This is a genomic window from Streptomyces sp. NBC_01260, from assembly GCF_036226405.1.
Classification (GTDB): Bacteria; Actinomycetota; Actinomycetes; order Streptomycetales; family Streptomycetaceae; genus Streptomyces; species Streptomyces laculatispora.
In genome coordinates this window covers 3,725,715-3,748,072 of sequence record NZ_CP108464.1, presented here as the reverse complement: position 1 = coordinate 3,748,072, position 22,358 = coordinate 3,725,715, and the positions used below count along the sequence as shown (strand labels likewise).

The 22,358-nt window shown below is 71.8% G+C and carries 22 protein-coding genes and 1 tRNA gene; 9 read left to right on the top strand and 14 right to left on the bottom strand.

Annotated features, from left to right (window positions below):
- The 7 genes from OG322_RS16585 to mshD form a co-directional block, all read right to left on the bottom strand.
- On the bottom strand, nt 1–426 hold the full coding sequence (locus tag OG322_RS16585; RefSeq protein WP_123460652.1) for an NUDIX hydrolase: 426 nt from the start codon (nt 424–426) through the stop codon (nt 1–3).
- Nucleotides 423–1,424 carry a CHAD domain-containing protein gene (locus OG322_RS16580; protein ID WP_260146744.1) on the bottom strand — a complete coding sequence of 334 codons (1,002 nt, stop codon included), beginning with the start codon at nt 1,422–1,424 and terminating at the stop codon, nt 423–425. Before OG322_RS16580 ends, OG322_RS16585 begins: the two co-directional genes overlap by 4 nt.
- Nucleotides 1,411–3,666 (bottom strand): RNA degradosome polyphosphate kinase, encoded by a 2,256-nt coding sequence (locus OG322_RS16575; protein WP_329306592.1) that lies wholly within the window; start codon nt 3,664–3,666, stop codon nt 1,411–1,413. The genes OG322_RS16580 and OG322_RS16575 overlap by 14 nt, the downstream gene beginning before the upstream one ends.
- Before the next feature lie 243 nt (nt 3,667–3,909).
- Nucleotides 3,910–4,881, bottom strand: coding sequence for a hypothetical protein (locus OG322_RS16570; RefSeq protein ID WP_329306591.1), 972 nt, complete (start codon nt 4,879–4,881; stop codon nt 3,910–3,912).
- Nucleotides 4,878–5,780 (bottom strand): ABC transporter ATP-binding protein, encoded by a 903-nt coding sequence (locus OG322_RS16565; protein ID WP_123460655.1) that lies wholly within the window; start codon nt 5,778–5,780, stop codon nt 4,878–4,880. Before OG322_RS16565 ends, OG322_RS16570 begins: the two co-directional genes overlap by 4 nt.
- Nucleotides 5,777–6,187 carry a GntR family transcriptional regulator gene (locus OG322_RS16560; protein ID WP_123460656.1) on the bottom strand — a complete coding sequence of 137 codons (411 nt, stop codon included), beginning with the start codon at nt 6,185–6,187 and terminating at the stop codon, nt 5,777–5,779. Before OG322_RS16560 ends, OG322_RS16565 begins: the two co-directional genes overlap by 4 nt.
- A 90-nt stretch (nt 6,188–6,277) precedes the next feature.
- Nucleotides 6,278–7,213, bottom strand: a complete 936-nt coding sequence (mshD, locus tag OG322_RS16555) for a mycothiol synthase (RefSeq protein WP_124284613.1) — start codon at nt 7,211–7,213, stop codon at nt 6,278–6,280.
- 379 nt (nt 7,214–7,592) lie between these two features.
- Between mshD and OG322_RS16550 the strand changes: the two genes are divergently transcribed.
- A complete protein-coding gene (locus tag OG322_RS16550; RefSeq protein WP_124284614.1) occupies nt 7,593–9,479 on the top strand; it encodes a bifunctional metallophosphatase/5'-nucleotidase in 1,887 nt (628 codons plus the stop codon).
- A 156-nt stretch (nt 9,480–9,635) separates the two neighbouring features.
- Here OG322_RS16550 and OG322_RS16545 read toward each other — a convergent pair.
- A tRNA-Met gene (locus tag OG322_RS16545) sits at nt 9,636–9,709 on the bottom strand.
- A 217-nt stretch (nt 9,710–9,926) separates the two neighbouring features.
- Here OG322_RS16545 and OG322_RS16540 point away from each other — a divergent pair.
- Nucleotides 9,927–10,820 carry a phosphatidylinositol-specific phospholipase C gene (locus OG322_RS16540; protein WP_123460659.1) on the top strand — a complete coding sequence of 298 codons (894 nt, stop codon included), beginning with the start codon at nt 9,927–9,929 and terminating at the stop codon, nt 10,818–10,820.
- 149 nt (nt 10,821–10,969) lie between these two features.
- Here the strand turns inward: OG322_RS16540 and OG322_RS16535 are convergent, their stop codons facing one another.
- The 6 genes from OG322_RS16535 to OG322_RS16510 all read right to left on the bottom strand — a co-directional run bounded on the left by OG322_RS16535 (nt 10,970) and on the right by OG322_RS16510 (nt 16,611).
- Complete coding sequence (locus OG322_RS16535; RefSeq protein ID WP_123460660.1) at nt 10,970–12,394, bottom strand: sensor histidine kinase; 1,425 nt, start codon at nt 12,392–12,394, stop codon at nt 10,970–10,972.
- Nucleotides 12,391–13,122 (bottom strand): response regulator transcription factor, encoded by a 732-nt coding sequence (locus OG322_RS16530; protein ID WP_123460661.1) that lies wholly within the window; start codon nt 13,120–13,122, stop codon nt 12,391–12,393. The genes OG322_RS16535 and OG322_RS16530 overlap by 4 nt, the downstream gene beginning before the upstream one ends.
- A gap of 88 nt (nt 13,123–13,210) precedes the next feature.
- A complete protein-coding gene (locus tag OG322_RS16525) occupies nt 13,211–13,402 on the bottom strand; it encodes a hypothetical protein (RefSeq protein ID WP_266411388.1) in 192 nt (63 codons plus the stop codon).
- A gap of 10 nt (nt 13,403–13,412) precedes the next feature.
- Nucleotides 13,413–14,558 (bottom strand): S1C family serine protease, encoded by a 1,146-nt coding sequence (locus tag OG322_RS16520; RefSeq protein ID WP_329306590.1) that lies wholly within the window; start codon nt 14,556–14,558, stop codon nt 13,413–13,415.
- 172 nt (nt 14,559–14,730) lie between these two features.
- Nucleotides 14,731–15,783, bottom strand: a complete 1,053-nt coding sequence (locus OG322_RS16515; protein ID WP_123460664.1) for a LacI family DNA-binding transcriptional regulator — start codon at nt 15,781–15,783, stop codon at nt 14,731–14,733.
- Between the two features lie 24 nt (nt 15,784–15,807).
- A complete protein-coding gene (locus OG322_RS16510; protein WP_123460665.1) occupies nt 15,808–16,611 on the bottom strand; it encodes a response regulator transcription factor in 804 nt (267 codons plus the stop codon).
- A 302-nt stretch (nt 16,612–16,913) separates the two neighbouring features.
- Between OG322_RS16510 and OG322_RS16505 the strand changes: the two genes are divergently transcribed.
- From OG322_RS16505 to OG322_RS16480, 7 genes are all read left to right on the top strand, one after another.
- Nucleotides 16,914–17,810, top strand: a complete 897-nt coding sequence (locus tag OG322_RS16505; RefSeq protein ID WP_123460666.1) for an alpha/beta hydrolase family protein — start codon at nt 16,914–16,916, stop codon at nt 17,808–17,810.
- Nucleotides 17,811–17,859: 49 nt separating this feature from the next.
- Nucleotides 17,860–18,114 (top strand): MoaD/ThiS family protein, encoded by a 255-nt coding sequence (locus tag OG322_RS16500; RefSeq protein ID WP_123460667.1) that lies wholly within the window; start codon nt 17,860–17,862, stop codon nt 18,112–18,114.
- A gap of 10 nt (nt 18,115–18,124) precedes the next feature.
- On the top strand, nt 18,125–19,582 hold the full coding sequence (locus tag OG322_RS16495) for a hypothetical protein (RefSeq protein WP_329306589.1): 1,458 nt from the start codon (nt 18,125–18,127) through the stop codon (nt 19,580–19,582).
- Between the two features lie 183 nt (nt 19,583–19,765).
- Nucleotides 19,766–20,455, top strand: a complete 690-nt coding sequence (locus OG322_RS16490; protein ID WP_124284618.1) for an LmeA family phospholipid-binding protein — start codon at nt 19,766–19,768, stop codon at nt 20,453–20,455.
- A gap of 273 nt (nt 20,456–20,728) precedes the next feature.
- On the top strand, nt 20,729–20,836 hold the full coding sequence (locus OG322_RS41560; RefSeq protein WP_353962123.1) for a putative leader peptide: 108 nt from the start codon (nt 20,729–20,731) through the stop codon (nt 20,834–20,836).
- A 143-nt stretch (nt 20,837–20,979) separates the two neighbouring features.
- Nucleotides 20,980–21,825 (top strand): sulfurtransferase, encoded by an 846-nt coding sequence (locus OG322_RS16485; protein WP_207319451.1) that lies wholly within the window; start codon nt 20,980–20,982, stop codon nt 21,823–21,825.
- A gap of 101 nt (nt 21,826–21,926) precedes the next feature.
- Nucleotides 21,927–22,214, top strand: coding sequence for a DUF1416 domain-containing protein (locus OG322_RS16480; RefSeq protein WP_018490348.1), 288 nt, complete (start codon nt 21,927–21,929; stop codon nt 22,212–22,214).
- The last annotated feature ends 144 nt before the right edge of the window (nt 22,215–22,358 follow it).

The window sequence follows — 22,358 nt, the reverse complement described above, 5'->3', positions numbered from 1 at the left end:
TCACGGGGAATCCCCGAAGATTTCAAGGCTGCTGAGAAACGCGCCGACCAGGAGCCTGTCCCGTTTCTGGGTCAGCCGTTCGCCCGCGGCGGCTGGGGGCAGCCAGACGATGCGGTCCACCTCGTCGTTGGGCGAGAAGGCGCCCGCCGTGGCCTCGGCGGCCCAGTAGGTGACCTCCTTCGGCCGGCCGTTCGCGAGGTACCGGGCCGTGGGGAGCACGGCGCCCGGGACACAGTGGTGGCCCGTCTCCTCCAGGACCTCGCGCAGAGCCGCGTCCCGCGGGGACTCGCCGCGTTTCAGCTTGCCCTTGGGGAACGACCAGTCGTCGTAACGCGGCCGGTGTACGAGGCAGAGCTCCACTCCGGCGCCGGGCGCGGGCACCCGGCGCCAGAGCACGCACCCCGCCGCCCGCACCGTGGTGCTCACCGCGCGGTCACGGCCGCCGCGTACGGCCAGGTCTCCCGGAACACCGCGCGCGCCGCCCCCACTTCGTGGCGCTGGTCGGCGTGGAGCACCCCCAGGGCGTACGCGGTGGCCGGTGCGATCCGCGGTGTGCGGGCCGCGGACGCCGCCGCGGCGGCGGCCTCCGACGCGTCCCGGTGCAGATCGAGCGCGTGACCGGGGCCGGCCAGGACCGGGTCGGGGGCGCCGCGCACCACCTCGTGGGCGTACCGGTGCAGCCGCAGCAGCAGCCGGGTCTGGTGCCAGGGCGCGTCCTGCGCCTCGTTGTACGGCTCGGCCGTCTCGTCCGACGAGAGGGCCGCCACCGCGCCGAGCAGCCGCTGTTCGGCCCGGTCCGCGGGCTCGCCCAGCAGTTCGGCGGCGGGTGCGGCGGCCGAGGGAGCCAGCGGGACCTCGGAGGCGAGCAGCGCGACCGCGTCGGCCACCGCGTGGAAGCGGGAGGAGCCGAGCGCTTGGAGCGCCGCGGAGTGGGCGCGGGTCCGGGCGAGGGTCAGCTGGCGTTCCAGCAGTGCCCCGGCGCGCGCCGCACCGACGCCGAGACCGGCCCGCTCCTTGGCGGCGGAACCGCCGGCGGAACCGCCGGCGGACTCCGCGCGGGCCGAGGGCAGCGGTGTCCCCGACAGCCCGTGCAGCGCGTCGAGGAGCCGGTTCAGCCGTTCCGCGTAGGCGTGCTCGCGGGCGAGCGTGCCGGACAGCCAGGCCAGTTCGGTGCGCAGTTGCTCGGCCCAGAGCGGGTCGAGCGCGGTCCGGAAGGTGTGCAGGGTGCCGCTGATCCGGCGGGACGAGCGCCGGAGCGCTCCGGCGGCCTGTTCGGCGGCCTGCGGACCGGCGTCCGTGGGGGCACTGTTCTCGCGGTGCAGGCGCAGACTCCGCAGGAAGTCCGCTGCCTGCGACCGGAGATACGGTGCGAGCACCGCCCCCGCGGTCACGTCCGTCTGGGTCTGGTGGTCAGGGCGTCGCACGCCGGCGCCTCCGCGCGTCAATGAGCATTTCCTGTACGTGGCGCAGCGGCCGGCCCTCCGCGTCCGTGGCGCGCCGGGTCCAGTTCCCGTCGGGGCCCAGGTGCCAGGAGGAGGTGGTGTCGGCCATGCCCGTCTCCAGGAGCCGGCTGAGCGCGGCCCGGTGGGCGGGGTCGGTGACCCGGACCAGGGCCTCGATCCGGCGGTCGAGGTTGCGGTGCATCATGTCGGCGCTGCCGAACCAGACCTCGGGCTCGCCGCCGTTGCCGAACGAGAACACCCGGGAGTGTTCGAGGAAGCGGCCCAGTATCGAGCGGACCCGGACGTTCTCGGAGAGCCCGGTGACGCCGGGGCGGATCGCGCAGATGCCGCGCACCCAGATGTCGACCGGGACACCCGCCTGCGCGGCCCGGTAGCAGGCGTCGATGATCGCTTCGTCGACCATCGAGTTGACCTTGACGCGTACGTAGGCGGGGCGGCCGGCCCGCTGGTGCGCGATCTCCTTGTTGATGCGGGCGATCAGCCCGTCGCGCAGCGACTTGGGGGCGACCAGCAGGCGGCGGTAGGTCTCGCGGCGGGAGTAGCCGGAGAGCCGGTTGAAGAGGTCGGAGAGGTCCGCGCCGACCTGCGGGTCGGCGGTGAGCAGGCCGAGGTCCTCGTACAGCCGGGCCGTCTTGGGGTGGTAGTTGCCCGTGCCGACGTGCGAGTAGCGGCGCAGGGTGTCGCTCTCCTGGCGGACGACGAGCGAGAGCTTGCAGTGCGTCTTCAGGCCGACGAGCCCGTAGACGACGTGGCAGCCCGCCTCCTCCAGTTTGCGCGCCCACTTGATGTTGGCCTGCTCGTCGAAGCGGGCCTTGATCTCGACGAGTACGAGGACCTGCTTGCCGGACTCGGCGGCGTCGATGAGGGCGTCCACTATCGGGGAGTCGCCCGAGGTCCGGTACAGGGTCTGCTTGATGGCGAGGACGTCCGGGTCGCCCGCCGCCTGTTCCAGGAAGGCCTGGACGGAGGTGGAGAAGGAGTCGTACGGGTGGTGCAGCAGCACGTCGCGTTCGCGCAGGGCGGCGAAGATGTCGGGCGCGGAGGCGGACTCGACCTCGGCGAGGTCGCGGTGGGTGCCGGCGATGAACTTGGGGAACTTCAGCTCCGGCCGGTCCAGCGACGCTATGCCGAACAGTCCGGTGAGGTCGAGCGGTCCGGGCAGCGGGTAGACCTCGGCGTCGGACACCTTCAGCTCGCGGACCAGCAGGTCCAGCACGTACGGGTCGATGGACTCCTCGACCTCCAGGCGGACCGGCGGGCCGAAGCGGCGCCGCATGAGCTCCTTCTCCAGGGCCTGGAGCAGATTCTCGGCGTCGTCCTCCTCGACCTCCAGGTCCTCGTTCCTGGTGACCCGGAACATGTGGTGGGCGAGGACCTCCATGCCCGGGAAGAGCTCCTCCAGGTGGGCGGCGATGATGTCCTCGATGGGGACGTAGCGCTGCGGGGAGGCCTCCAGGAAGCGGGTCAGCAGCGGCGGGACCTTGACCCGGGCGAAGTGGCGGTGGCCGCTGACCGGGTTGCGTACGACGACGGCGAGGTTGAGCGAGAGGCCGGAGATGTACGGGAAGGGGTGCGCCGGGTCGACGGCCAGCGGGGTCAGCACGGGGAAGACGCGCTGGCGGAAGAAGGTGAACAGACGGGCCTGTTCCTTCTCGGTCAGCTCGGGCCAGCGGATCAGCTGGATGCCCTCGTCGGACAGGGCGGGGGCGACGTCCTGCTGGTAGCAGGCGGCGTGCCGGGCCATGAGTTCGCGCGAGCGGGTCCAGATCAGGTCGAGGACCTCGCGGGGCTGGAGCCCGGAGGCGGACCGGGTGGCGACACCGGTCGCGATCCGGCGTTTCAGGCCCGCGACCCGGACCATGAAGAACTCGTCCAGGTTCGAGGCGAAGATGGCGAGGAAATTAGCCCGTTCGAGGAGGGGGGTCGAGGGGTCCTCGGCCAGTTCCAGAACGCGTTCGTTGAACGCGAGCCAACTGCGTTCCCGGTCCAGGAACCGGCCCTGCGGCAGCTCCTCCCCGTCGACATCGGGCTCGTACGCGTCGGCGTCGCCGTCGATGTCGGGGTCCAGATCGGCCGCGGTGGACAGGGCGGCACTGGCGGCGGAGGGGGCGGCGACGGCGTGCGGCCGGTGTGCGGCGAGGGCGCCGACGGACGGCTGCGCGGCGGGCTGGACCGGGACCTCGGAGCTGGGCTGCTGGCTCATGGCCCCATTCTTCCGCGCGGAGTGCTCCGGGGGCGCGTCGGAGGGGGGCGAGATCGCGGAGATCGCACGGTCGGCGCGTTCTCTGCCGGGAATTCTCCCGTTGCGGGGGGACGGCACAGCTGGCTGCATCCTGAGAGGGTCCCAAGGGCGTCTGAATGCCCGGTAACGGCGACATGACATGCAGGAAGCGGTGTGGCCGTGTACGGGGGACGGTCCGGCCCCCGTACACGGCTGCCGGGCGGCTCAGCCGTGGCTGCGGCGCAGCACCCGGAAGGCGACGGCGACCATGGCGGCCGCCAGGACCAGCAGGATGCCGGTCTCGATGAGCTGGAGCGGCCAGAAGTGCGAGGCCGGGTGGTAGTCGACGTACTGCGCGGCGGCGCCGTGCCGGGCCATGCACCCGTCGAAGTCACCGGCGCTGACGCAGGTGGCGTCGTCCAGCCGGGTGCCGCCGCCGGTCATCCAGCCGACGGAGACGTCAGAGGCCTCCGACGGGTAGCGGAACTCCCTCCCGAGGGCCGTGGTGTCCGTGCGCATCGGCCACAGACCGCTGCGTACGGAGTTCATGACCAGGACCACCGCGGCGTAGGCGACGGCGGTGACGGCCATCGCGGGCAGCGTGCGCCGGATCAGTACCGCGGCGAGTGCGCCGAGGGCGAGGCAGAGCAGGGCGTAGCCCACGGGGGCGGGGCCCATCGCCCCGTACACCTGCGGCTCGAACCACTGGACCGGGTAGTTCGTGCCGCGTGCCCGGGACCAGGCCCAGGCGTACACGGCTGACAGGACGGAGACGCCGGCCACGGTGAGGACGGCGGGTACGGCGAGCTTCGCGGCCAGCCAGCGGGTGGGCGTGACGGACTGGCTCCAGGAGAGCCGGTAGGTCCCGTCCTCCAGCTCCCGGCCGATCATGGGCCCGGCGACGAACAGGCCGACGGCCGCGGGCAGGATCATCATGGCGACGCCCGCGTACTGGAGCAGGCGGTTGAAGTGCAGCTCGACGCTGAGGAAATGGCCGACGGGGATGCCGCAGCCATGGACGGTGTGCCGCACCGAGCAGCCGGTGCCGGAGAAGGTGGTGGCGGCGGTGGACGTCACCCACCAGGCCACGGCCACCAGGGCGATCCCGGCCAGCGCGAGCGCCCCCGTGATCCACAGGACGCGGCGGTGCTGGAGTACGACGACGCGGGCCGGCCCGCGCAGGGCGAGGGCGCTCATGCCGCGCTCACCGCCTCACGGGTCCGGGCGTCCGCGCTCGGTGTGAGCAGCGCGGGTGCGTCGGGGGAGCGGAGGTGCGCGAGCAGCAGCTCCTCCAGCGACGGTTCGGCGGTCTCCCAGTCGGCGGTGTCCACCGGGCCCTCCTTCCGGACGAGTGCGGTCAGCAGCCGTCCCGTGGTGCGGGACTCGACGACGGTGTGCGGGGCGAGGTCCCGTACCGGGCCGGTGAGCAGGGTGTGCGCGGTGAGCAGGTCGTCCGTCTCGCCGCCGAGGCGGATGCGGCCGCCGTCGACGAGCAGGAGGTAGTCGCAGGCGCCCTCCAGCTCGGCGAGGATGTGCGACGACATCACGATGGTGGTGGAGCGCTCGGCGGCCTCGGCCATCAGGGCGCCCATCAGCTGGTGCCGGCCGAGCGGGTCGAGGTCGGCCATCGGCTCGTCCAGCAGCAGCAGTTCGGGCTGCTTGCCGAGGGCGAGGGCCAGTGCGAGCCGGGTGCGCTGGCCGCCGGAGAGCGTGCGGACCCGGGCGTCCCGGGGAAGCGGTTCGGTGATCCGCTCGGCGGTGTCCTGGTCCCAGGTGGCGGGGTTCAGCTCGGCGCCCGCCCAGAGCGTCTCGGCGACCGTCAACTGCGGGTACAGCGGCTTGTCCTGGGCCACGAAGGCCATCCGGCGGCGGGCGTCGCCGGGCGTCGAGCCCAGCACGCGTACCGTCCCCTCGGCCGGCCGCAGGAATCCCGCGGCCAGGCTCAGGAGGGTGGACTTTCCCGCACCGTTGGGTCCGACGAGGGCACACACACGCCCGGCGGGGAGCCGGAACGAGCAGTCGCGCAGCGCCCAGCCCCCGCCCTTGCCCCGGTACCTCATGCCGAGGCCCTCGGCCTCGATCGCAGCGCCTGTCATCCGGCCTGATCCTCCTTGAAAGTCTTGTCCAGTACGGCGGCGAAGAGCGCGCTCACGTCGTCCTTGTCCAGGCCGGCCGCGCGGGCCCGCAGGGCCCAGTCGGCGAGTTCGGCGCGCAGCGGGGCGTCGTCGGCCGCCGCCGCGCCGCCGAGGGTCCGGGTGACGAAGGTGCCGAGTCCGCGCCGGGCCTCGACGAGTCCCTCGCGCTCCAGCTCCCGGTAGGCCTTCAGCACGGTGTTCGGGTTGATGGCGGTGGCCTCGACGACCTCGCGCGCGGTGGGCAGCCGGTCGCCGGGCTCCAGCAGGTTCAGGCGCAGCGCCTGTTTGGTCTGCTGGACGATCTGGAGGTACGTGGCGACGCCGCTGCGCCGGTCGATGCGGAACTCGACCGCTGCGGACTCTGCCATGTTCACCCCTTTCACTAATTGAGTAGTGAAAGGGTGTCGCAAAAAAGAGGCGGCGTCAAACGACGCCGCCTCCTGGTGAGTTGTGACCGCTCAGGTCTCCGTGCGGTACATCAGGTCCACCTCGTGGGTGGTGAAGCCCATCCGCTCGTAGACCGTCACGGCCGCGGTGTTGTCCGCGTCGACGTAGAGCATCGCGGTCGGCAGCCCCTCGGCGGCGAGGTGGCGCAGCCCGATCGCGGTGAGCGCCTTGCCCAGGCCGCCGCCCTGCGCGTCGGGCCGGATGCCGACCACGTACACCTCGCCGAGCTGCTCCTCGGCGTGCACCTTCGTCCAGTGGAAGCCGATCAGCTCGGTGGTGCCGCCCTTCTCGCGCTCGGCGAGGAAGAAGCCCTTCGGGTCGAACCAGGGCTCGGCCTTGCGGTCGTCGAGGTCGCGCTGGGTCAGCGAACCCTGCTCGGGGTGGTGGGCGAAGGCGGCGCGGTTCACGGCCAGCCAGGCGGTGTCGTCCTGGCCGGGGACGAACGCGCGGACGGTGACGCCCGGCGGCAGTACCGGCTCCGCGACGTTGAGCGGGCTCAACGGACGCCGCAGCTGGCGCAGTTCGCGAAAGAGCGAGAGGCCGAGTACCTGCGCGAGGTGGCGCGCCGCTGACCTGCCGCCGTGCGCCCATACCCGCAGCCGCTTCCCGGTGGCGGCCAGCAGCGCCGCCCCGAGCGCCCGCCCGTGCCCCTGCCCGCGGTGCGAGGGATGCACGACCAGCTCGGCGGCCGGCGCCTCGACGGGGTCGGTGTCCTCCAGCTGCGCGTACCCGACCAGCACACCTCCGGCGGTCAGCAGGAAATGCCGCACGCCTTCCCGGTGCCCGCCCCGCAGCTGCAGCCGCCCCTGCTCGGACACGGCCTGCCTGCCATCGGACCGGGCCGCCTCGGCGAGGAGCCCGGAGACGGCTTCCGCCTGGTCGGGGGAGAGGTCGTCGAGCGTCTGGATCTCGCGTCCGGGGGCGGGGAGGGGTACGTCAGTCGTCATGCGTACGAGCGTACGGCGGCGGGGTGCGGGCGGGGGCGTTGCGGGGCTGTGCGGGGGCTGCCGGTGCTCAGCCGGCGGGGTACGAGGGCTCCAGCACGACGTAGCAGTGCGGCTCGCAGAGGCAGAAGAGCAGGTCGACGCGGTACTCGCTGTCGCCCACGACGACGGGGTACTGGCGTTTTGTCCGTCATGTGCGGGCGGTGACGTTTCTGCTCCCATATATACGCCTCATGGGTGAATGGCCCTGTTCCGATCAGGCGGCAACCAGTTCGTAACCCCGAACATCTGTCGCGCTACGCGCGTTGACTCTAGGCTGCGGCACGCAGTCTCCAGACTCGTCACCACTCTCAAACCTCCCGCTGAACCCACAAGGGGACCGATGTCAGCGACACCGCAGAAGAACCGCGCGTCCCGGCGGGTGCTCGCCGCCGCGGCCGGACTTGCCACCGTAGGAGCGCTCGTCGCGGCCATGCCGGCCGGGGCGCAGGAGCGCGGGCACGGCAAGAACCACGGCCATCACGCGCCGGACCGGACCGTCGATGTGCAACTGCTGTCCTTCAATGACCTGCACGGCAACCTGGAGCCGCCCGCCGGCTCGGCCGGCATGGTCAACGAGACGCAGGCCGACGGCACGACGAAGGCCGTTCCGGCCGGGGGCGTGGAGTACCTCGCCTCCTCGCTGCGCACCGCGCGCAAGGGCCACCCGTACTCGATCACCGCGGCCGGCGGCGACATGGTGGGCGCGAGCCCGCTGCTGTCGGGGCTCTTCCACGACGAGCCGACCGTCGAGGCGCTCAACAAGATCGACCTCGATGTGACGAGCGTCGGCAACCACGAGTTCGACGAGGGCGCCACGGAGCTGGCCCGCCTCCAGAACGGCGGCTGCCACCCGGTCGAGGGGTGCTACGAAGAGGGCAAGAAGTTCAAGGGCGCCGACTTCCCGTACCTCGCCGCCAACGTGACGAGCGAGAAGACCGGCAAGCCGATCCTCAAGCCGTACACGGTGTGGAAGAAGAACGGCGTCAAGATCGGCTTCATCGGGGTGACCCTGGAGGGCACGCCGAACATCGTGACGGCCAACGGCGTCAAGGGCCTGAAGTTCCACGACGAGATCGAGACGGTCAACAAGTACGCCAAGGAGCTGGACCGGCAGGGCGTCAAGTCCATCGTCGCCCTGATCCACGAGGGCGGCCTGCCCGCCTCGTCGTCGTACGACTACGACTGCGACAGCCCGGCTGCCGGTGACGGCATCTCCGGGCCGATCACCGACATCGCCAAGGGCATCTCGCCGAAGGTCGACGCGCTGGTGACGGGCCACACCCACCAGGCGTACGTGTGCACCATCCCGGACCCGGCGGGCAACCCGCGCCTGGTCACCTCGGCCTCGTCGTTCGGCAAGCTGTACACGGACACGACGCTCACCTACGACCGTCGCACCAACGACATCGTGCGCACGGCGGTGAAGGGCTCCGGTACGTCGAAGTCCTCGGAGCACCACGGGCAGCCGCAGCACCCCGCGCCCGCGAACCCGGTCTCGGCGAACCACATCGTCACCCGTGACCAGCCCAAGGCCACGGACATGACGGCTCTCATCGCGCGCTGGAACACCCTCGCGGCGCCGATCGCGAACCGGCCGCAGGGCTTCATCTCGGCCGACATCAACGGCCGCGGCTCCACGGCCCCGGAGAAGCCGCTCGGCAATCTGATCGCGGACGCGCAGCTGGAGGGTCTGGCCCCGGCGGACAAGGGCGGGGCGGTCGTCGCCTTCATGAACCCGGGCGGCATCCGTGCCGACCTGGTGTACAAGGCCTCGGGCAGTGAGGGCGACGGCGTGGTGACGTACGGCGAGTCGTTCACCGTGCAGCCGTTCACCAACATGATGAACGTCCTCGACCTGACCGGTGCGCAGCTCGTCAGCGCGCTCCAGCAGCAGGTCAGCGGCTCGAACGAGGCCAGCCCGAAGATCCTTCAGGTGTCAAAGGGCCTCACGTACACCCTGGACATGACGAAGTCGGGCGCGGACCGCGTGGTCGCCGGCACGATCAGGCTGAATGGCGAGGCGATCGACCCCGCCAAGACGTACCGCGTCGCGATGAACGAGTTCCTGGCGGGCGGCGGCGACGGCTTCGCGGCGCTCGGGCAGGGCACCAACAAGCTGGTCGGCGCCTCCGACCTGGACCTGTTCAACTCCTACCTGGCCGCGCACTCCACGGCCGCCGCGCCGCTCGCGCCGCCGGCGACGGACCGGATCACGGTCATCAAGTAGGACGTACTCAGCGGGAACGCGGGGGCGGTGGGCCGGATGGCCTGCCGCCCCCGTCCGCGCTCTGCCAGGGGTGACCCGAAGGTCTCGTGATCGCTGTGCGGCGTATGCGCGTGATCTCTGCGGCACGGCTGCCGGACGAGGCGCGGGGAACCGGGATGGGGCCGACCGGATTCGACCCGGCGTCCTCCCGCATGCGGTGAAGGCGCGACGACCACTGCGCTACGAGCCCCCACCCGCTCGCGGTCATACGAGCCACCGCCCGGCCGCTTCCGGGTATGCGAAGGCGGCGAGGGACGACCCGGCGTGGCCGCAGCGCAGGAGTGACCCGATCCGGCCTCTCCCGGCCCCCTTTGGCCGTACCGGTTGGGGAAGCCGTATTCCGCAAGTGACGTGCACCCGTCATAATTCGTGAGCTGACCCCCACACGGCACACGGAGGCACTCCCGTATGAGCCCGTACATCGGTAACCGCCGGAACTTCCTGGCCGGCGCACTGGCCGTCTCCGCCACCGCTCTCCTGGGCGCGGCGCCCGCCCGTGCCGCGGCCCGCCAGGCCCTCACCACCCAGGACTGGATGCGCGGCATCGCGGACGCCACCGATCTGCGGCGGCTCACCATCCCCGGCTCGCACGACTCGGGCGCCCGCTACGGCGGTCCCTGGACCGAGTGCCAGAACACCACGATTGCTGAGCAGCTGAACAGCGGGCTGCGTTTCCTCGACGTGCGGTGCCGGATCACGGGTGGCTCCTTCGCGATCCACCACGGAGCCTCGTACCAGAACCTGATGTTCGGTGATGTCCTCGGCGCCTGCTGGGACTTCCTGGCCGAGCGGCCCACCGAGACCGTGCTGATGCGGGTCAAGCAGGAGTACTCGGAGGAGAGCGACGCGGCGTTCCGGGCGGTCTTCGACGACTACCTCGACGGCAGGGGCTGGCGGCCGCTGTTCCACATCGACTCCGCGCTGCCCGCGCTGGGGCGGGCCCGCGGCAAGGTGGTGCTGCTCGCCGACAACGGCGGCCTGCCCGGGGTGCGTTACGCCGACCCAGGGCTCTTCGACATCCAGGACGACTACATGGCGGAACCGTTCGCCAAGTACCCGAAGATCGAGAACCAGTTCCGCAGGGCCGCCGCGCAGCCGGGCAAGCTCTTCATGAACTACGTCTCGACCGCCGCCCTGATGCCGCCCCGCTGGAACGCGGACCGGCTCAACCCGCAGGTCCAGTCGTTCCTCGACGGCTCCGGGACGGCCGGCTGGACCGGTCTCGGCATCGTCCCGCTGGACTTCCCGGCTACCCGGTCCGGACTGGTGGAATCGCTGATCCGGCACAACCCCGCTTCCTGAGGGGGGTGTTCACAGGATCGCGAGGAACTCCCGTACCGCCCGCGCGAACCCCTTCGGGTCCTGGAGCTGCACGAAGTGGTCCGTCTCCGGCGTGACGAGTGAGGTGTACGGGCGCAGCGACGCCATGGCGGTGGCCTGCCCGGCGCGCCTCACCCCTGCGGTGGGTCCGGTGGCGGCTGAGGGGCGCCCGGGAGGCGGATCGCGGCTTCCGTGCCGCCGCCCGGCGCCGGGAGCAGGGCGATCTCGCCGCCCGCCTGCTGGACCGTACGCGCGACGATCGACAGGCCCAGGCCGGAGCCGGGGAGCTGGCGGGCGGACGGGGAGCGCCAGAAGCGTTCGAAGACGTGCGGGAGTTCGTCGGCGGGGATGCCGGGGCCGTGGTCGCGGACCGTCAGCTCCCCTCGGTGCAGGACCACGTCGATCGTGGCGCGCGGCGGGCTGAACTTCACCGCGTTGTCCAGGACGTTGACGACCGCCCGCTCCAGCGCGGCCGGTTCGGCGCGTACGTACCAGGGGGCCAGCTCCGCCGTGATGGTCAGCTCCGGGCCGCGCAGGCGGGCGCGTTCGAGGGCGGTGCGGGTGATGTCGTGCAGGGCGACCACCTGGAGCGGGCCGGGCTGGGTGGCGTCCGGACGGGCCAGTTCCTGGAGGTCGCCGATGAGCGAGGCCAGTTCGGTCATCTGGGCCTTGACCGAGGACATCAGCGCCTTGCGGTCGTCCGGCGGGATGGCCCGGCCGGTCTCGTCGCTGCGGGCGAGGAGCTCCACGTTGGTGCGCAGGGAGGTCAGGGGGGTGCGCAGCTCGTGCCCGGCATCCGCGATCAACTGGGCCTGGCGGTCCCGGGAGGTGGCGAGCGAGGCGGCCATCGAGTTGAAGGACCGGGAGAGCCGCGCGATCTCGTCCTCGCCGTCGACCGGGATGCGGACGGTGAGGTCCTCGGTGCGGGCCACGTGCTCCACGGTCTCGGTGAGTTCGTCGACGGGGCGCAGACCGGAGCGCGCGACCCAGAGACCGGCGGCGCCCGCGCCGACCACGCCGATGCCGGAGACGATGGCGAGCATCCAGGCGAGCGTGGACAGCGGCGCGTCGATCTCGCTCAGGGGACGGGCGACGGAGACCGCGAGCTGGTTGTCCGCCACCCCGACGATCCCCGGCAGCTTGCGGGTGTAGACCCGCATCTCCTTGCCGTCGTCGTTCTTCGCGGTGTGCAGGGTCTCGCGCCGCAGACCGGCCGCCACCGCGATATCGCTCGGCTGGGCGGGGACGGGCGTGCTGTTCGGGGCGGGGCAGTAGGTGCCGTTCGACGACACGATCTGCACGGTGTACTGGCCGGGGAACTCCTGGGCCGGCAGCCTCCCGTCGCTCAGGCACGCTTTCAGCAGGTCCGCCAGCGGACCGTTCTCCACTTTCGCGCTGCGCAGCGAGTCGTCGAGCTGCTGCTCCAGCTGCGCCTTCGTCACGAACCAGCACGCCGCCGCCACCGCCGCCACCGCCACCGCCACCGCGGTCGTGACCAGCAGCGCGAGCCGGGAGCGGAGCGGCAGGGCGCGGAAGCGGCGCAGAAGCCCCGTCACCCCTCGCCCCCGCCCGACCGCAGCGCGTACCCCACGCCCCGCACCGTGTGGACGAGGCGCGGTTCGCCGTCCGCCTCCGTCTTGCGGCGCAGGTACATCACGTACACGTCCAGGGAGTTGGAGCTCGGCTCGAAGTCGAAGCCCCACACCGCCTTCAGGATCTGCTCGCGGGTCAGCACCTGGCGCGGGTGCGCCAGGAACATCTCCAGCAGGGTGAACTCGGTGCGGGTCAGCTCGACGCGGCGGGTGCCGCGGTTGACCTCGCGGGTGGAGAGGTCCATCCGGAGGTCGGCGAAGGCCAGCACGTTGTTGTCGGGGAGGTCGCCGCCCGCCGCGGCCGCGTACGAAGTGCGGCGCAGCAGCGCCCTGATCCGGGCGAACAGCTCGTCCAGCTCGAAGGGCTTGACCAGGTAGTCGTCGGCGCCCGCGTCGAGTCCGGTGACACGGTCGCCGACGGTGTCGCGGGCGGTGAGCATCAGGATGGGCGTGGTGGTGCCCGTGGCACGGATGCGGCGGGCGGCGGTCAGCCCGTCCATCCGCGGCATCTGGATGTCGAGGACGATGAGGTCGGGGGCGTACGACTCCGCCTTGGTGAGGGCGTCGAGCCCGTCGACGGCGACCTCGGTGCCGTATCCCTCGAACGCGAGACTGCGTTGCAGGGCCTCGCGCACGGCGGGCTCGTCGTCGACGATCAGGATGCGCTGCGGATCGTCTTCGGCGGGGCTCATCGCTGCTTCGTCCTCTTCTCGTTCCGTGCGGGGGCGGGAAGCGGTGCCCCCGCACTTCGGCCGGGCGGTGCGCCCGGCCCTCGGTCTCTCAGCCTCGCACGGCCATGGCGCGGCGTCGCGCGGCACGGCGTTCTCGGCTGCCGGTGGTACGCAGCTCCGCGGCGCGGGGCTGTCCGTCGGTGTTCCGTTCCGCGGAGCGTTCGGCCAGGGACGCGACGAGCGCGAGCGGCAGGGCCAGGCCCGCGGGGCCGGCGGAGAAGGTGTCGTCCGGGTGGTGCATGGCTGTCTCCTCAGGAGCTGTTGCCGGCCCGCAGGGTGCTGAGGTCGGCCTTGAGGGTGTTGACCGGGATGGCGAAGCCGAGACCGACGCTGCCCGCGCCGGAGCTGCCGGAGCTGCCGGCCGAACTCGCCGAGTACATGGCGGAGTTGATGCCGATGATCTCGCCGTTCATATTGATCAGCGCGCCGCCGGAGTTGCCCGGGTTGAGCGAGGCGTCGGTCTGGAGTGCCTTGTACGTGGTGGTGGAGTCGCCGGTGTCGCCGTTGAACTGCTTTCCGCCGAACTCGAACGGCCACTGCTGTCCGCCGCCCTGGCCGTTCTGCCCCTGGCCCTGGCTGTTGTCGCCTTCCTTGGCGACCGTGACGTCCCGGTCGAGCGCGGACACGATGCCGCTGGTGACGGTGCCGGTCAGGCCCTCCGGCGAGCCGATCGCGACGACCTGGTCGCCGACGGCGACCTTGGAGGAGTCACCGAGCGTGGCCGTCTTCAGCCCGCTCGCGCCCCGGAGCTTGATCAGCGCGAGGTCCTTGGCGGGGTCGGTGCCGACGACATCGGCGGTGTACGTCTTGCCGGTGCTGAGCGTCACCTTGACCGAGGAGGCGCCCGCGACGACGTGGTTGTTGGTGACGGTCTCGCCGTCGGACGTGATGATCACGCCGGAGCCGGTGGACTGGCCCGCGGTCGAGGTCGCGCTGATCTCGACGATCGTCGGCGACAGGGCCGCGGCCACACCGGAGACGGTGCCCTTGCTGCTCTGCGAGACGGTGGTACCCGGGATGACGCCGCTGCTGCTGGTGCTGCCGGTGCCCTGGTCGGTGAGCTGCCCTATCACGGTGGCGGTGCCGCCGCCGACGACCGCCGCCGCGATGGCCACCGCCGCGAGGAGCGCGACCGGGCGGCGGGCCCGGCGCCGGGAGGCGGACGGCTCCGGCGCGGGCTGCGGCAGCCCGGGGCCCTGGAACCCGTCACCGCCGCCGTGGCCCGCACCGCCGGTGTGCCCGTCGGCCGCTCCGGAGCCGGGCCACACGGTGGTTCCGGAGCCCGCGGCGACCGGCTGCGGGGGCTGGTATGACGGCGGCGGCGGGTAGGCCGCGTCGCCGTTGCCGTACGAGGGGTACATCGGGTACTCGCCGCTCGGGCGCTGGCTCTCTGTCATGTCTACGAGAGTGTCCAGCGAAGATGAGAGGAGCGTGAGGACGCCCTGAGAAGCCCGACAGAACCTCGTATGCCCGATATAAGGACCGGGCCGCACGGCCTGGGCGACGGCCGGGCGGACGGTCCGCGCCGCGGGCCCCGGCGCCTGCGCGCGAGGGACGCGGCTGTCCGGCCTACGCGAGCGGCACCCGGGCCGCCGGGGGCTCGCCGCAGCCGCAGGAGCGCCGGACCACCAGCGCCGAGGGGAACTGCTTCAGCCGCTCCCGCCGCGAGCCCGAGACCCGGAGCGAGTCGTCGAGCACCAGGTCCACGGCCGCCCGCGCCATCGCCGGGCGGTCCGAGAAGACCGTCGTGAGCGGCGGATCGGTCAGTCCTGCTTCCTTCACGTCGTCGAAGCCCGCCACCGCGAGTTCGCCCGGCACATCGATCCGCAGCTCGCGCGCGGCCCGCAGCACCCCGATGGCCTGGTCGTCCGTCGCACAGAAGATCGCCGGGGGACGGTCCGGGCCCGCGAGGAGCTCCAGCGCCACCCGGTAGGCGTCGTAACGGTTGTACGGGGCCTGGAAGAGCCGGCCCTGTGTCGAGCGCCCCGACTCGTGCATCGCCCGGCGCCAGCCCTCGACGTGGTCGGCCACCGGGTCGCCGACCACCGGGGTCGACTCCACGCCGCCGAGGCACGCCACGTACTCGTTGCCGTGTTCCAGCAGGTGCCGGGTGGCGAGCTGGGCGCCGCCGACATCGTCCGTGACGACCGCGACGTCGTCGATCGCCTCGGGCCGCTCGTGCAGCAGCACGACCCGGGCGTCCCACGCCTCGATCTCGGCGGCGGCCCGCTCGCTGGGGCCCTGGCTGACCAGGATCAGCCCGGAGACCCGCATACCGAGGAAGGCCCGCAGATAGTGGACCTCGCGCTCGTCGCGGTAGTCGGAGTTGCCGACGAGCACCATTTTTCCGCGCTCGGCGGCGGCCTGTTCGACCGCGTGTGCCATCTCCGCGAAGAACGGCTGCCGCGCGTCCGGGACGATCATCCCTATGAGGTCGGTCCGCCGTGAGGCCATCGCCTGGGCGACCCGGTCGGGCCGGTAGCCCAGCTCCTTGATCGCGGCGAGTACCCGCTCGCGCGTGGCCGGGGCAACCGGCCTGGGTCCGTTGTTGATGACGTAGCTGACGACCGCGGTCGACGTCCCCGCCAGTCTCGCCACATCGTCCCGCGTCACCTTGGCCACGCGCGGCAGTCTACGCGGATGGACCTACCTCTTGGCAGGCCGGACCGGGGCTTCTTCCGAGACCTCAATCGCCTCCGACTGCTCCGAACGGGCGAGGGTTTCGGCGGCTGCCTTCGCGGCGGTCGCCTTGGCCTCCTCGGCGGCGGCCCGCTCCACCTTCTCCGGTGTGACGAAGCGGTAGCCCACGTTGCGGACGGTGCCGATGAGCGACTCGTGCTCGGGGCCGAGCTTGGCGCGCAGCCGCCGGACGTGTACGTCGACCGTCCGCGTGCCGCCGAAGTAGTCGTAGCCCCAGACCTCCTGGAGCAGCTGGGCACGGGTGAATACCCGGCCCGGGTGCTGCGCCAGATACTTGATCAGTTCGAATTCCTTGAAGGTCAGGTCCAGGACCCGGCCCTTGAGCTTGGCGCTGTACGTCGCCTCGTCGACCGAGAGATCGCCGTTGCGGATCTCCATCGGGGAGTCGTCGGAGGTGATCTGCTGCCGGCCGGTGGCCAGCCGCAGCCGCGCCTCGACCTCGGCGGGCCCCGCCGTGTCCAGCAGTACGTCGTCGATCCCCCAGTCCGCGGTGACGGCCGCGAGGCCGCCCTCCGTGACGACGAGGATCAGCGGACAGCCGGGTCCGGTGGACCGCAGCAGCTGACAGAGCGAGCGCACCTGCGGCAGGTCGCGCCGTCCGTCGATGAGGATGACGTCGGCACCTGGGGTGTCGACGAGAGCGGGGCCCTCGGCGGGCGCCACCCGCACGCTGTGCAGCAGGAGGCCGAGGGCGGGAAGCACCTCCGTCGACGGTTGGAGGGCATTCGTCAGGAGCAGCAGTGAACTCATCGCCGCCCACCTGCCTGGGTCGTCGGTCGATGATCGTGCACGGTTGGCTCGCCCATTACGTCGGTCCTCCTCGTTCCCTGCGAGAGGGGCACTCCCGGGCGGGGCCCGGGGGAGTATGCGGCACTGCTTCGTACGCTTATTCGTGTTGTCCCGTACGACGTTCCGTCATACGGGTTTTACGGGTGCGGCCCCGCGCCCAGGGCCGCTGAGCTTGTTGAAACGTCGCCGTAACAACGCGCGAAAAGCACAAAAGGACCCGGGGGCTGCATTGCCCGGATCCTCTTCCGAGCAGAATAGCCCACATGAGTTCTGTGTCCGAGGGGCGATTTCCGAGTTCCTCTGTTCCCTTGATCACGCGCGGGCGGTCGCGGACCGCATTGCGGGCCGATGACGGGGTCCGGATCGAGGCGGTGTACGACCCGTGTACGGCGGATGACGGCGCACTCGCCAAGACGGGCGAGGCCGGTACGGCGATCGTCGTCGCGCACGGTTTCACCGGTTCGGCGGACCGCCCCGCGGTGCGGCGTGCCGTGGAGGTGTTCTCCCAGCGTGCGGCGGTGATCACGTTCTCCTTCCGGGGACACGGCGGCTCCGGCGGACGGTCCACGGTGGGCGACCGCGAGGTGCTGGACCTGGCGGCCGCGGTGGCCTGGGCGCGGTCGCTCGGGCACCGGCGCGTCGTTACGGTCGGGTTCTCCATGGGCGGTTCCGTGGTGCTCCGGCACGGGGCGCTGTATACGGATCCCGCGGCGGAGGGCGAGGGTGTCCGGTCCGTTCCGGCGCGCGAGGGGCGCACAGAAGCGCGTGCGGGGGCGTACGCCGATGCGGTGGTCTCCGTGAGCGCCCCGGCGCGTTGGTACTACCGGGGTACGGCCCCGATGCGTCGCCTGCACTGGATGGTCACCCGTCCCACCGGCCGGCTGGTCGGGCGGTACGGCCTCCGGACCAGGATCGACCGCAACGACTGGGACCCGGTCCCGCTCTCCCCGGTCGCGGCGGTCCCGCGGATCGCCCCGGCGCCGCTGCTGCTCGTGCACGGCGACAGGGACCCGTACTTCCCGCTCGACCACCCGCGGATGCTGGCCGACGCGGCGGACGGGGCCGCTGAGCTGTGGCTGGAGCGCGGCATGGGGCACGCGGAGAACGCGGCGGACGAGGCCCTGCTCACCCGCATCGCCGACTGGGCGACGGGCCGATGACGCGGTGACCGATGATAGACAGCCGACGCGAGACGAGAGGAGCGCCGCCATGCCCGCGGGAACGATCCGTTACTGGGCAGCCGCCAAGGCCGCTGCCGGAACGGCGCAGGAGCCGTACACCGCTGCGACGCTCAAGGAGGCGCTCGACGCGGTGCGCGACCAGCACCCCGGCGAGCTGACCCGAGTGCTGCAAAGGTGTTCGTTCCTCATCGACGGTGACCCCGTCGGGACCCGGAGCCATGAGACCGTACGCCTTGCCGAGGGCGGCACGGTCGAGGTGCTCCCGCCGTTCGCAGGAGGGTGAACCGCAGAACATGAGCAGCAGCGATCAGCAGCAGCCGTACCCGAATCAGCCGCAGCAGCCGTACGGCCAGGAGCCGCAGCCCCCGCAGCAGCCGTACGGGCAGCAGCAGCCGTACCCCGATCCGTCCGGTCCGTCGTACGGCGGTCAGCCGTACGGGGACCCGGGCTACCCGGATTCGCCGTACGGGCAGCAGCAGCCGTACGGCGGTCAGCCCTACGGGCAGCAGGCTCCCTACCCGGGCGACGCGGCCCCGTACGCGCCGCAGGGCACGTACGAGCCGCAGCAGGCCGCACAGCAGCCGTACCAGGCCGCGCACCCCACCCACCAGGCCGTACAGCAGCCGTACGAGCCGCAGCAGGCTCCGCAGCCCCACCAGGCTCCGCAGGCCCAGCAGGCTCCGCAGCCGCAGGCCGGGGACGACTGGCCGGCCGGGGAGCAGGGCGTCGCGCAGACCTGGGAGGGCCAGACCTGGGACACCCAGTACCAGCCCACCCTCCGGCCGAGGCAGCAGCCCGCGCAGCCGGTGCGGGCCGCCGAGCCCGTCCGGCCCGCCGCCGGCACCGCCTCTCCGTCGCCCCAGGGCGCATCCGGCGGGTACCCGCTGCCCCCGGAGGTCCCGGCGGCTATCGCCGCTCCCGCGTCGGCCGCCGCCTCCGCGGACGCCGCGCAGGACGACGGATACAGCGCGCCCACCACTCTGGGCAACAGCCGCATCACCGACGCCCAGCGCGCCCGCGCCGAGGGCCGTTCGCCGATCATCGCGCCCGGCATGCAGCCGGCCGCGATCACCGCGGGGCTCGGGCTGCTGCTCGCGCTCGGTGCGGCCATCGGCTCGTACGCGCTGGTGGTCCCGCTGGTGCTGCTCCAGGCGGTGACCGCGGCCGGGTGGTTCCGGCTCAACGGCATGTGGCCGGCCCGGCAGGGCATCGCGCTCGCGTTCGCCGGCGGCCTCGTCGCCGATGTGGTGCTGCTGGCCGCGGGCCGGGAGAACGGACCGGCCGCGATCCTCGGCACGCTCGGTGTCTGGGTGCTGCTCACCGTCGTCCTCCAGCTGCGCAGCCGGGCGGGCGCCGACGAGCGGATGCAGGGGCTGATGGCCACCGTCGCCTCGGCCGCGCTCGCGGTGCTGGCCGCCGGGCACCTCGCGGCGGTCCCGGACGCCGTGACGGTCGGCGGGGTCGCCGTCGCCCTCGCGGTGCTCGCACGGGCACTGCCGCTGCCGGAACCGGCCTCCGTCGTGGCGGCGCTGGTCGTCGCCGCGGGTGCCGGTGCCGCGGCGGGTGCCGTCACCGATCTGGGCGCGAAGGGTGCGCTGCTCGGCCTCGCCGCCGGTGGCTGTGCGCTGATCGGGCTGCGGGTGGCCAGCTATGACTACCCGTCACGCTTCGTGCACATGACCGCCGGAGTGGCGCTGCCGCTCACCGCGGCCGCGCCCGCCGTGTACCTGATCGGCCGCGCGATCTCGTAGACCGTCACGCGATACCCGCCACACGAAACCCCTCACGCCTCATGCGTCACAGGGATGCCGAAGCCCTCCACGGGGAACCGATGGGGGGCTTCGGCTCGTCGATCACCCGGGGCGTGATGTGCGGCCGCAGTAGGCTCACGGGCGCCAGGGGGCCGAACGGACGCGGGTGGGAGAGGGACAGGCATGCGTGCACTGCGAATACTGCTGGTCATGGTGGTGGTTCTGGCCGGCGTGTTCATCGCCGTCGACCGCGCGGCGGTGTATTTCGCCGAGTCCCAGGTCGCGGACCGGGTCCAGGTCTCCGGTACGGAGATCGGCTCGACGGACGTCTCCATCAAGGGCTTTCCGTTCCTGACCCAGCTCGCCGGATCGGAGCTCGACGAGATCGACGTGAAGATCACCGGCATCGAGACCAGCGCGAACGGCCGCAAGCTCCGGATCAGCAGGATGAACGCCGAACTGCACCGGATCCGGCTGACCAACGGTTTCTCCGGCGCCACCGCCGCACGGGCGACCGGGACGGCCGTCGTCTCGTACGCGGACCTCACCAAGGCGGCCAGCGAGGACGTCGCCGTCGAGTACGGCGGCAACGGCAAGGTGAAGGTGACCGGCGCGGTCGACATCCTCGGCCGCACGATCTCGCGCAGCGTCCTGTCCACCGTCACCCTGGTCGACGGCCACACCGTCCGGGTGCACGCCGACAAGGTGCCGGGCGAGGGAATCCCCGGACTCGAGGGCATGGTGCGCGAGAAGGCCGACTTCGAGCGGGAGGTCGGCGGACTGCCGAACGGCCTGAAGCTGGAGAAGATCCAGCCGACCGCCGCAGGTCTGGAGATCTCGGTGACCGGCACCGACATCTCGCTCGCGGGATAGCTCCCGCCGCGACCGGGCTGCGTCACACACCCGCACGCACGCCCGCCCCGCACGCCCGCCCCGCAGGCCCGCGGCACACACCCGCACGTCACGGGCCCGCGCCACATACTGAGACGGTCGCGTCCGTTCCATAGATGTCCGACGGGTGCAGCGGTCAGGGGGACGGCTCCGGAGCGCGCGCAATTCCCCTCCCGTCCCGCATGGTGGACGATCGTGTCTCAATATGCGACACAACGGTGACATTCCCGCCCGTACGTCCCTACGATCGGTCCCATGCAGTGCTCTATTAGCGGTCTCCCGCAGCGGGGACGGGCGGATCTCACGAAGCGGCGGGCAGTGGACCTGTGCCGCGTCGCCGCCATGCTCTGTCGCACTGTCTGAGCGGGATTCCTCGATTTCCCGCATTCCCGGCCCGCCGACCGTTCGTCGGGGCCATCCCGATGCCTCTGTGCATGCGCCGAACCGGCTTCCGTACATCCGCATCCCGCACCATCTCGCCGCAGACTGCCCCGGAGGAGAACACAATGAGCCGCAGTGACGTCCTGGTAGACGCCGACTGGGTCGAGGCCCACATCGACGACCCGAAGGTTGCCATCGTCGAGGTCGACGAGGACACCTCCGCGTACGAGAAGAACCACATCAAGAACGCGATCCGGATCGACTGGACCAAGGACCTCCAGGACCCGGTCCGCCGTGACTTCATTGACCAGGCGGGCTTCGAGGAGCTGCTGTCCGGCAAGGGCATCGGCAACGACACCACGGTCGTCCTGTACGGCGGCAACAACAACTGGTTCGCGTCCTACGCGTTCTGGTACTTCAAGCTCTACGGCCACCAGGACGTCCGCCTGCTCGACGGCGGCCGCAAGAAGTGGGAGCTCGACTCCCGCGACCTGGTCGACGGCGACCAGATCCCGTCCCGCCCGGCTGCCCAGTACAAGGCCCAGCCGCAGGACGAGTCGATCCGCGCCTACCGCGACGACGTCGTGAAGGCGATCGGCACCCAGAACCTGGTCGACGTGCGGTCGCCCGACGAGTTCAGCGGCAAGCTGCTCGCGCCGGCCCACCTCCCGCAGGAGCAGTCGCAGCGCCCCGGCCACGTGCCGAGCGCCCGCAACATTCCGTGGTCGAAGAACGCCAACGACGACGGCACCTTCAAGTCGGACGACGAGCTGAAGGCCCTCTACGAGGCCGAGCAGGTCGACCTGGCGAAGGACACCATCGCCTACTGCCGCATCGGTGAGCGCTCCGCGCTCACCTGGTTCGTGCTGCACCAGCTGCTCGGCCAGGAGAACGTCAGGAACTACGACGGCTCGTGGACCGAGTACGGCTCCCTCGTGGGCGTGCCGATCGAGCTCGGCGCCAACAAGTAGTCCCGCGCGCGACTCGGCAGGTCTTCGGACCTGCCGACCGGCACGAGCCGGACCGGCACGACCCAGACCGGCACGACCCCCGATCAGAAGGACAGAACACCATGTGTGGAGCAAAGGCCGGCGGCCCCGACGCTTCGACGATCAAGCCCGGTGAGACCACCATCCAGGGCAGCGTGACCCGTGACGGCGAGCCCGTCACCGGCTACGTCCGCCTGCTGGACTCGACCGGTGAGTTCACCGCGGAGGTCCCGACCTCGGCGACCGGACAGTTCCGCTTCTACGCGGCCGAGGGCACCTGGACGCTGCGCGCCCTCGTCCCCGGCGGCAGCGCCGACCGCACGGTGGTGGCACAGACGGGTGGCCTCTCCGAGGTGGCCATCGCCGTCTAGGTCGTGTTTTAGAAGTCCCGTCTGTCTCGCGTGGTCCGGCACGCACGCTCGCCTAGGAGCTGCCGCACCGCTCCGCGGATGACGAACCGGCCGAAGGGCCGTACCCCAGGGGGTTGGACGCCCTACTGAACCGGGGTACGGCCC

Excerpts from the sequence above, each read along its gene's own strand:
- OG322_RS16565 (WP_123460655.1), bottom strand. The coding sequence starts at position 5,780 with ATGACAGGCGCTGCGATCGAGGCCGAGGGCCTCGGCATGAGGTACCGG.
- OG322_RS16480 (WP_018490348.1), top strand. The coding sequence starts at position 21,927 with ATGTGTGGAGCAAAGGCCGGCGGCCCCGACGCTTCGACGATCAAGCCC.
- mshD (WP_124284613.1), bottom strand. The coding sequence starts at position 7,213 with ATGACGACTGACGTACCCCTCCCCGCCCCCGGACGCGAGATCCAGACG.
- OG322_RS16495 (WP_329306589.1), top strand. The coding sequence starts at position 18,125 with ATGAGCAGCAGCGATCAGCAGCAGCCGTACCCGAATCAGCCGCAGCAG.
- OG322_RS16525 (WP_266411388.1), bottom strand. The coding sequence starts at position 13,402 with ATGCACCACCCGGACGACACCTTCTCCGCCGGCCCCGCGGGCCTGGCC.
- OG322_RS16510 (WP_123460665.1), bottom strand. The coding sequence starts at position 16,611 with ATGAGTTCACTGCTGCTCCTGACGAATGCCCTCCAACCGTCGACGGAG.
- OG322_RS16575 (WP_329306592.1), bottom strand. The coding sequence starts at position 3,666 with ATGAGCCAGCAGCCCAGCTCCGAGGTCCCGGTCCAGCCCGCCGCGCAG.
- OG322_RS16520 (WP_329306590.1), bottom strand. The coding sequence starts at position 14,558 with ATGACAGAGAGCCAGCGCCCGAGCGGCGAGTACCCGATGTACCCCTCG.
- OG322_RS16530 (WP_123460661.1), bottom strand. The coding sequence starts at position 13,122 with ATGAGCCCCGCCGAAGACGATCCGCAGCGCATCCTGATCGTCGACGAC.
- OG322_RS16540 (WP_123460659.1), top strand. The coding sequence starts at position 9,927 with ATGAGCCCGTACATCGGTAACCGCCGGAACTTCCTGGCCGGCGCACTG.
- OG322_RS16490 (WP_124284618.1), top strand. The coding sequence starts at position 19,766 with ATGCGTGCACTGCGAATACTGCTGGTCATGGTGGTGGTTCTGGCCGGC.
- OG322_RS16500 (WP_123460667.1), top strand. The coding sequence starts at position 17,860 with ATGCCCGCGGGAACGATCCGTTACTGGGCAGCCGCCAAGGCCGCTGCC.
- OG322_RS16485 (WP_207319451.1), top strand. The coding sequence starts at position 20,980 with ATGAGCCGCAGTGACGTCCTGGTAGACGCCGACTGGGTCGAGGCCCAC.
- OG322_RS16505 (WP_123460666.1), top strand. The coding sequence starts at position 16,914 with ATGAGTTCTGTGTCCGAGGGGCGATTTCCGAGTTCCTCTGTTCCCTTG.
- OG322_RS16570 (WP_329306591.1), bottom strand. The coding sequence starts at position 4,881 with ATGAGCGCCCTCGCCCTGCGCGGGCCGGCCCGCGTCGTCGTACTCCAG.
- OG322_RS16550 (WP_124284614.1), top strand. The coding sequence starts at position 7,593 with ATGTCAGCGACACCGCAGAAGAACCGCGCGTCCCGGCGGGTGCTCGCC.
- OG322_RS41560 (WP_353962123.1), top strand. The coding sequence starts at position 20,729 with ATGCAGTGCTCTATTAGCGGTCTCCCGCAGCGGGGACGGGCGGATCTC.
- OG322_RS16560 (WP_123460656.1), bottom strand. The coding sequence starts at position 6,187 with ATGGCAGAGTCCGCAGCGGTCGAGTTCCGCATCGACCGGCGCAGCGGC.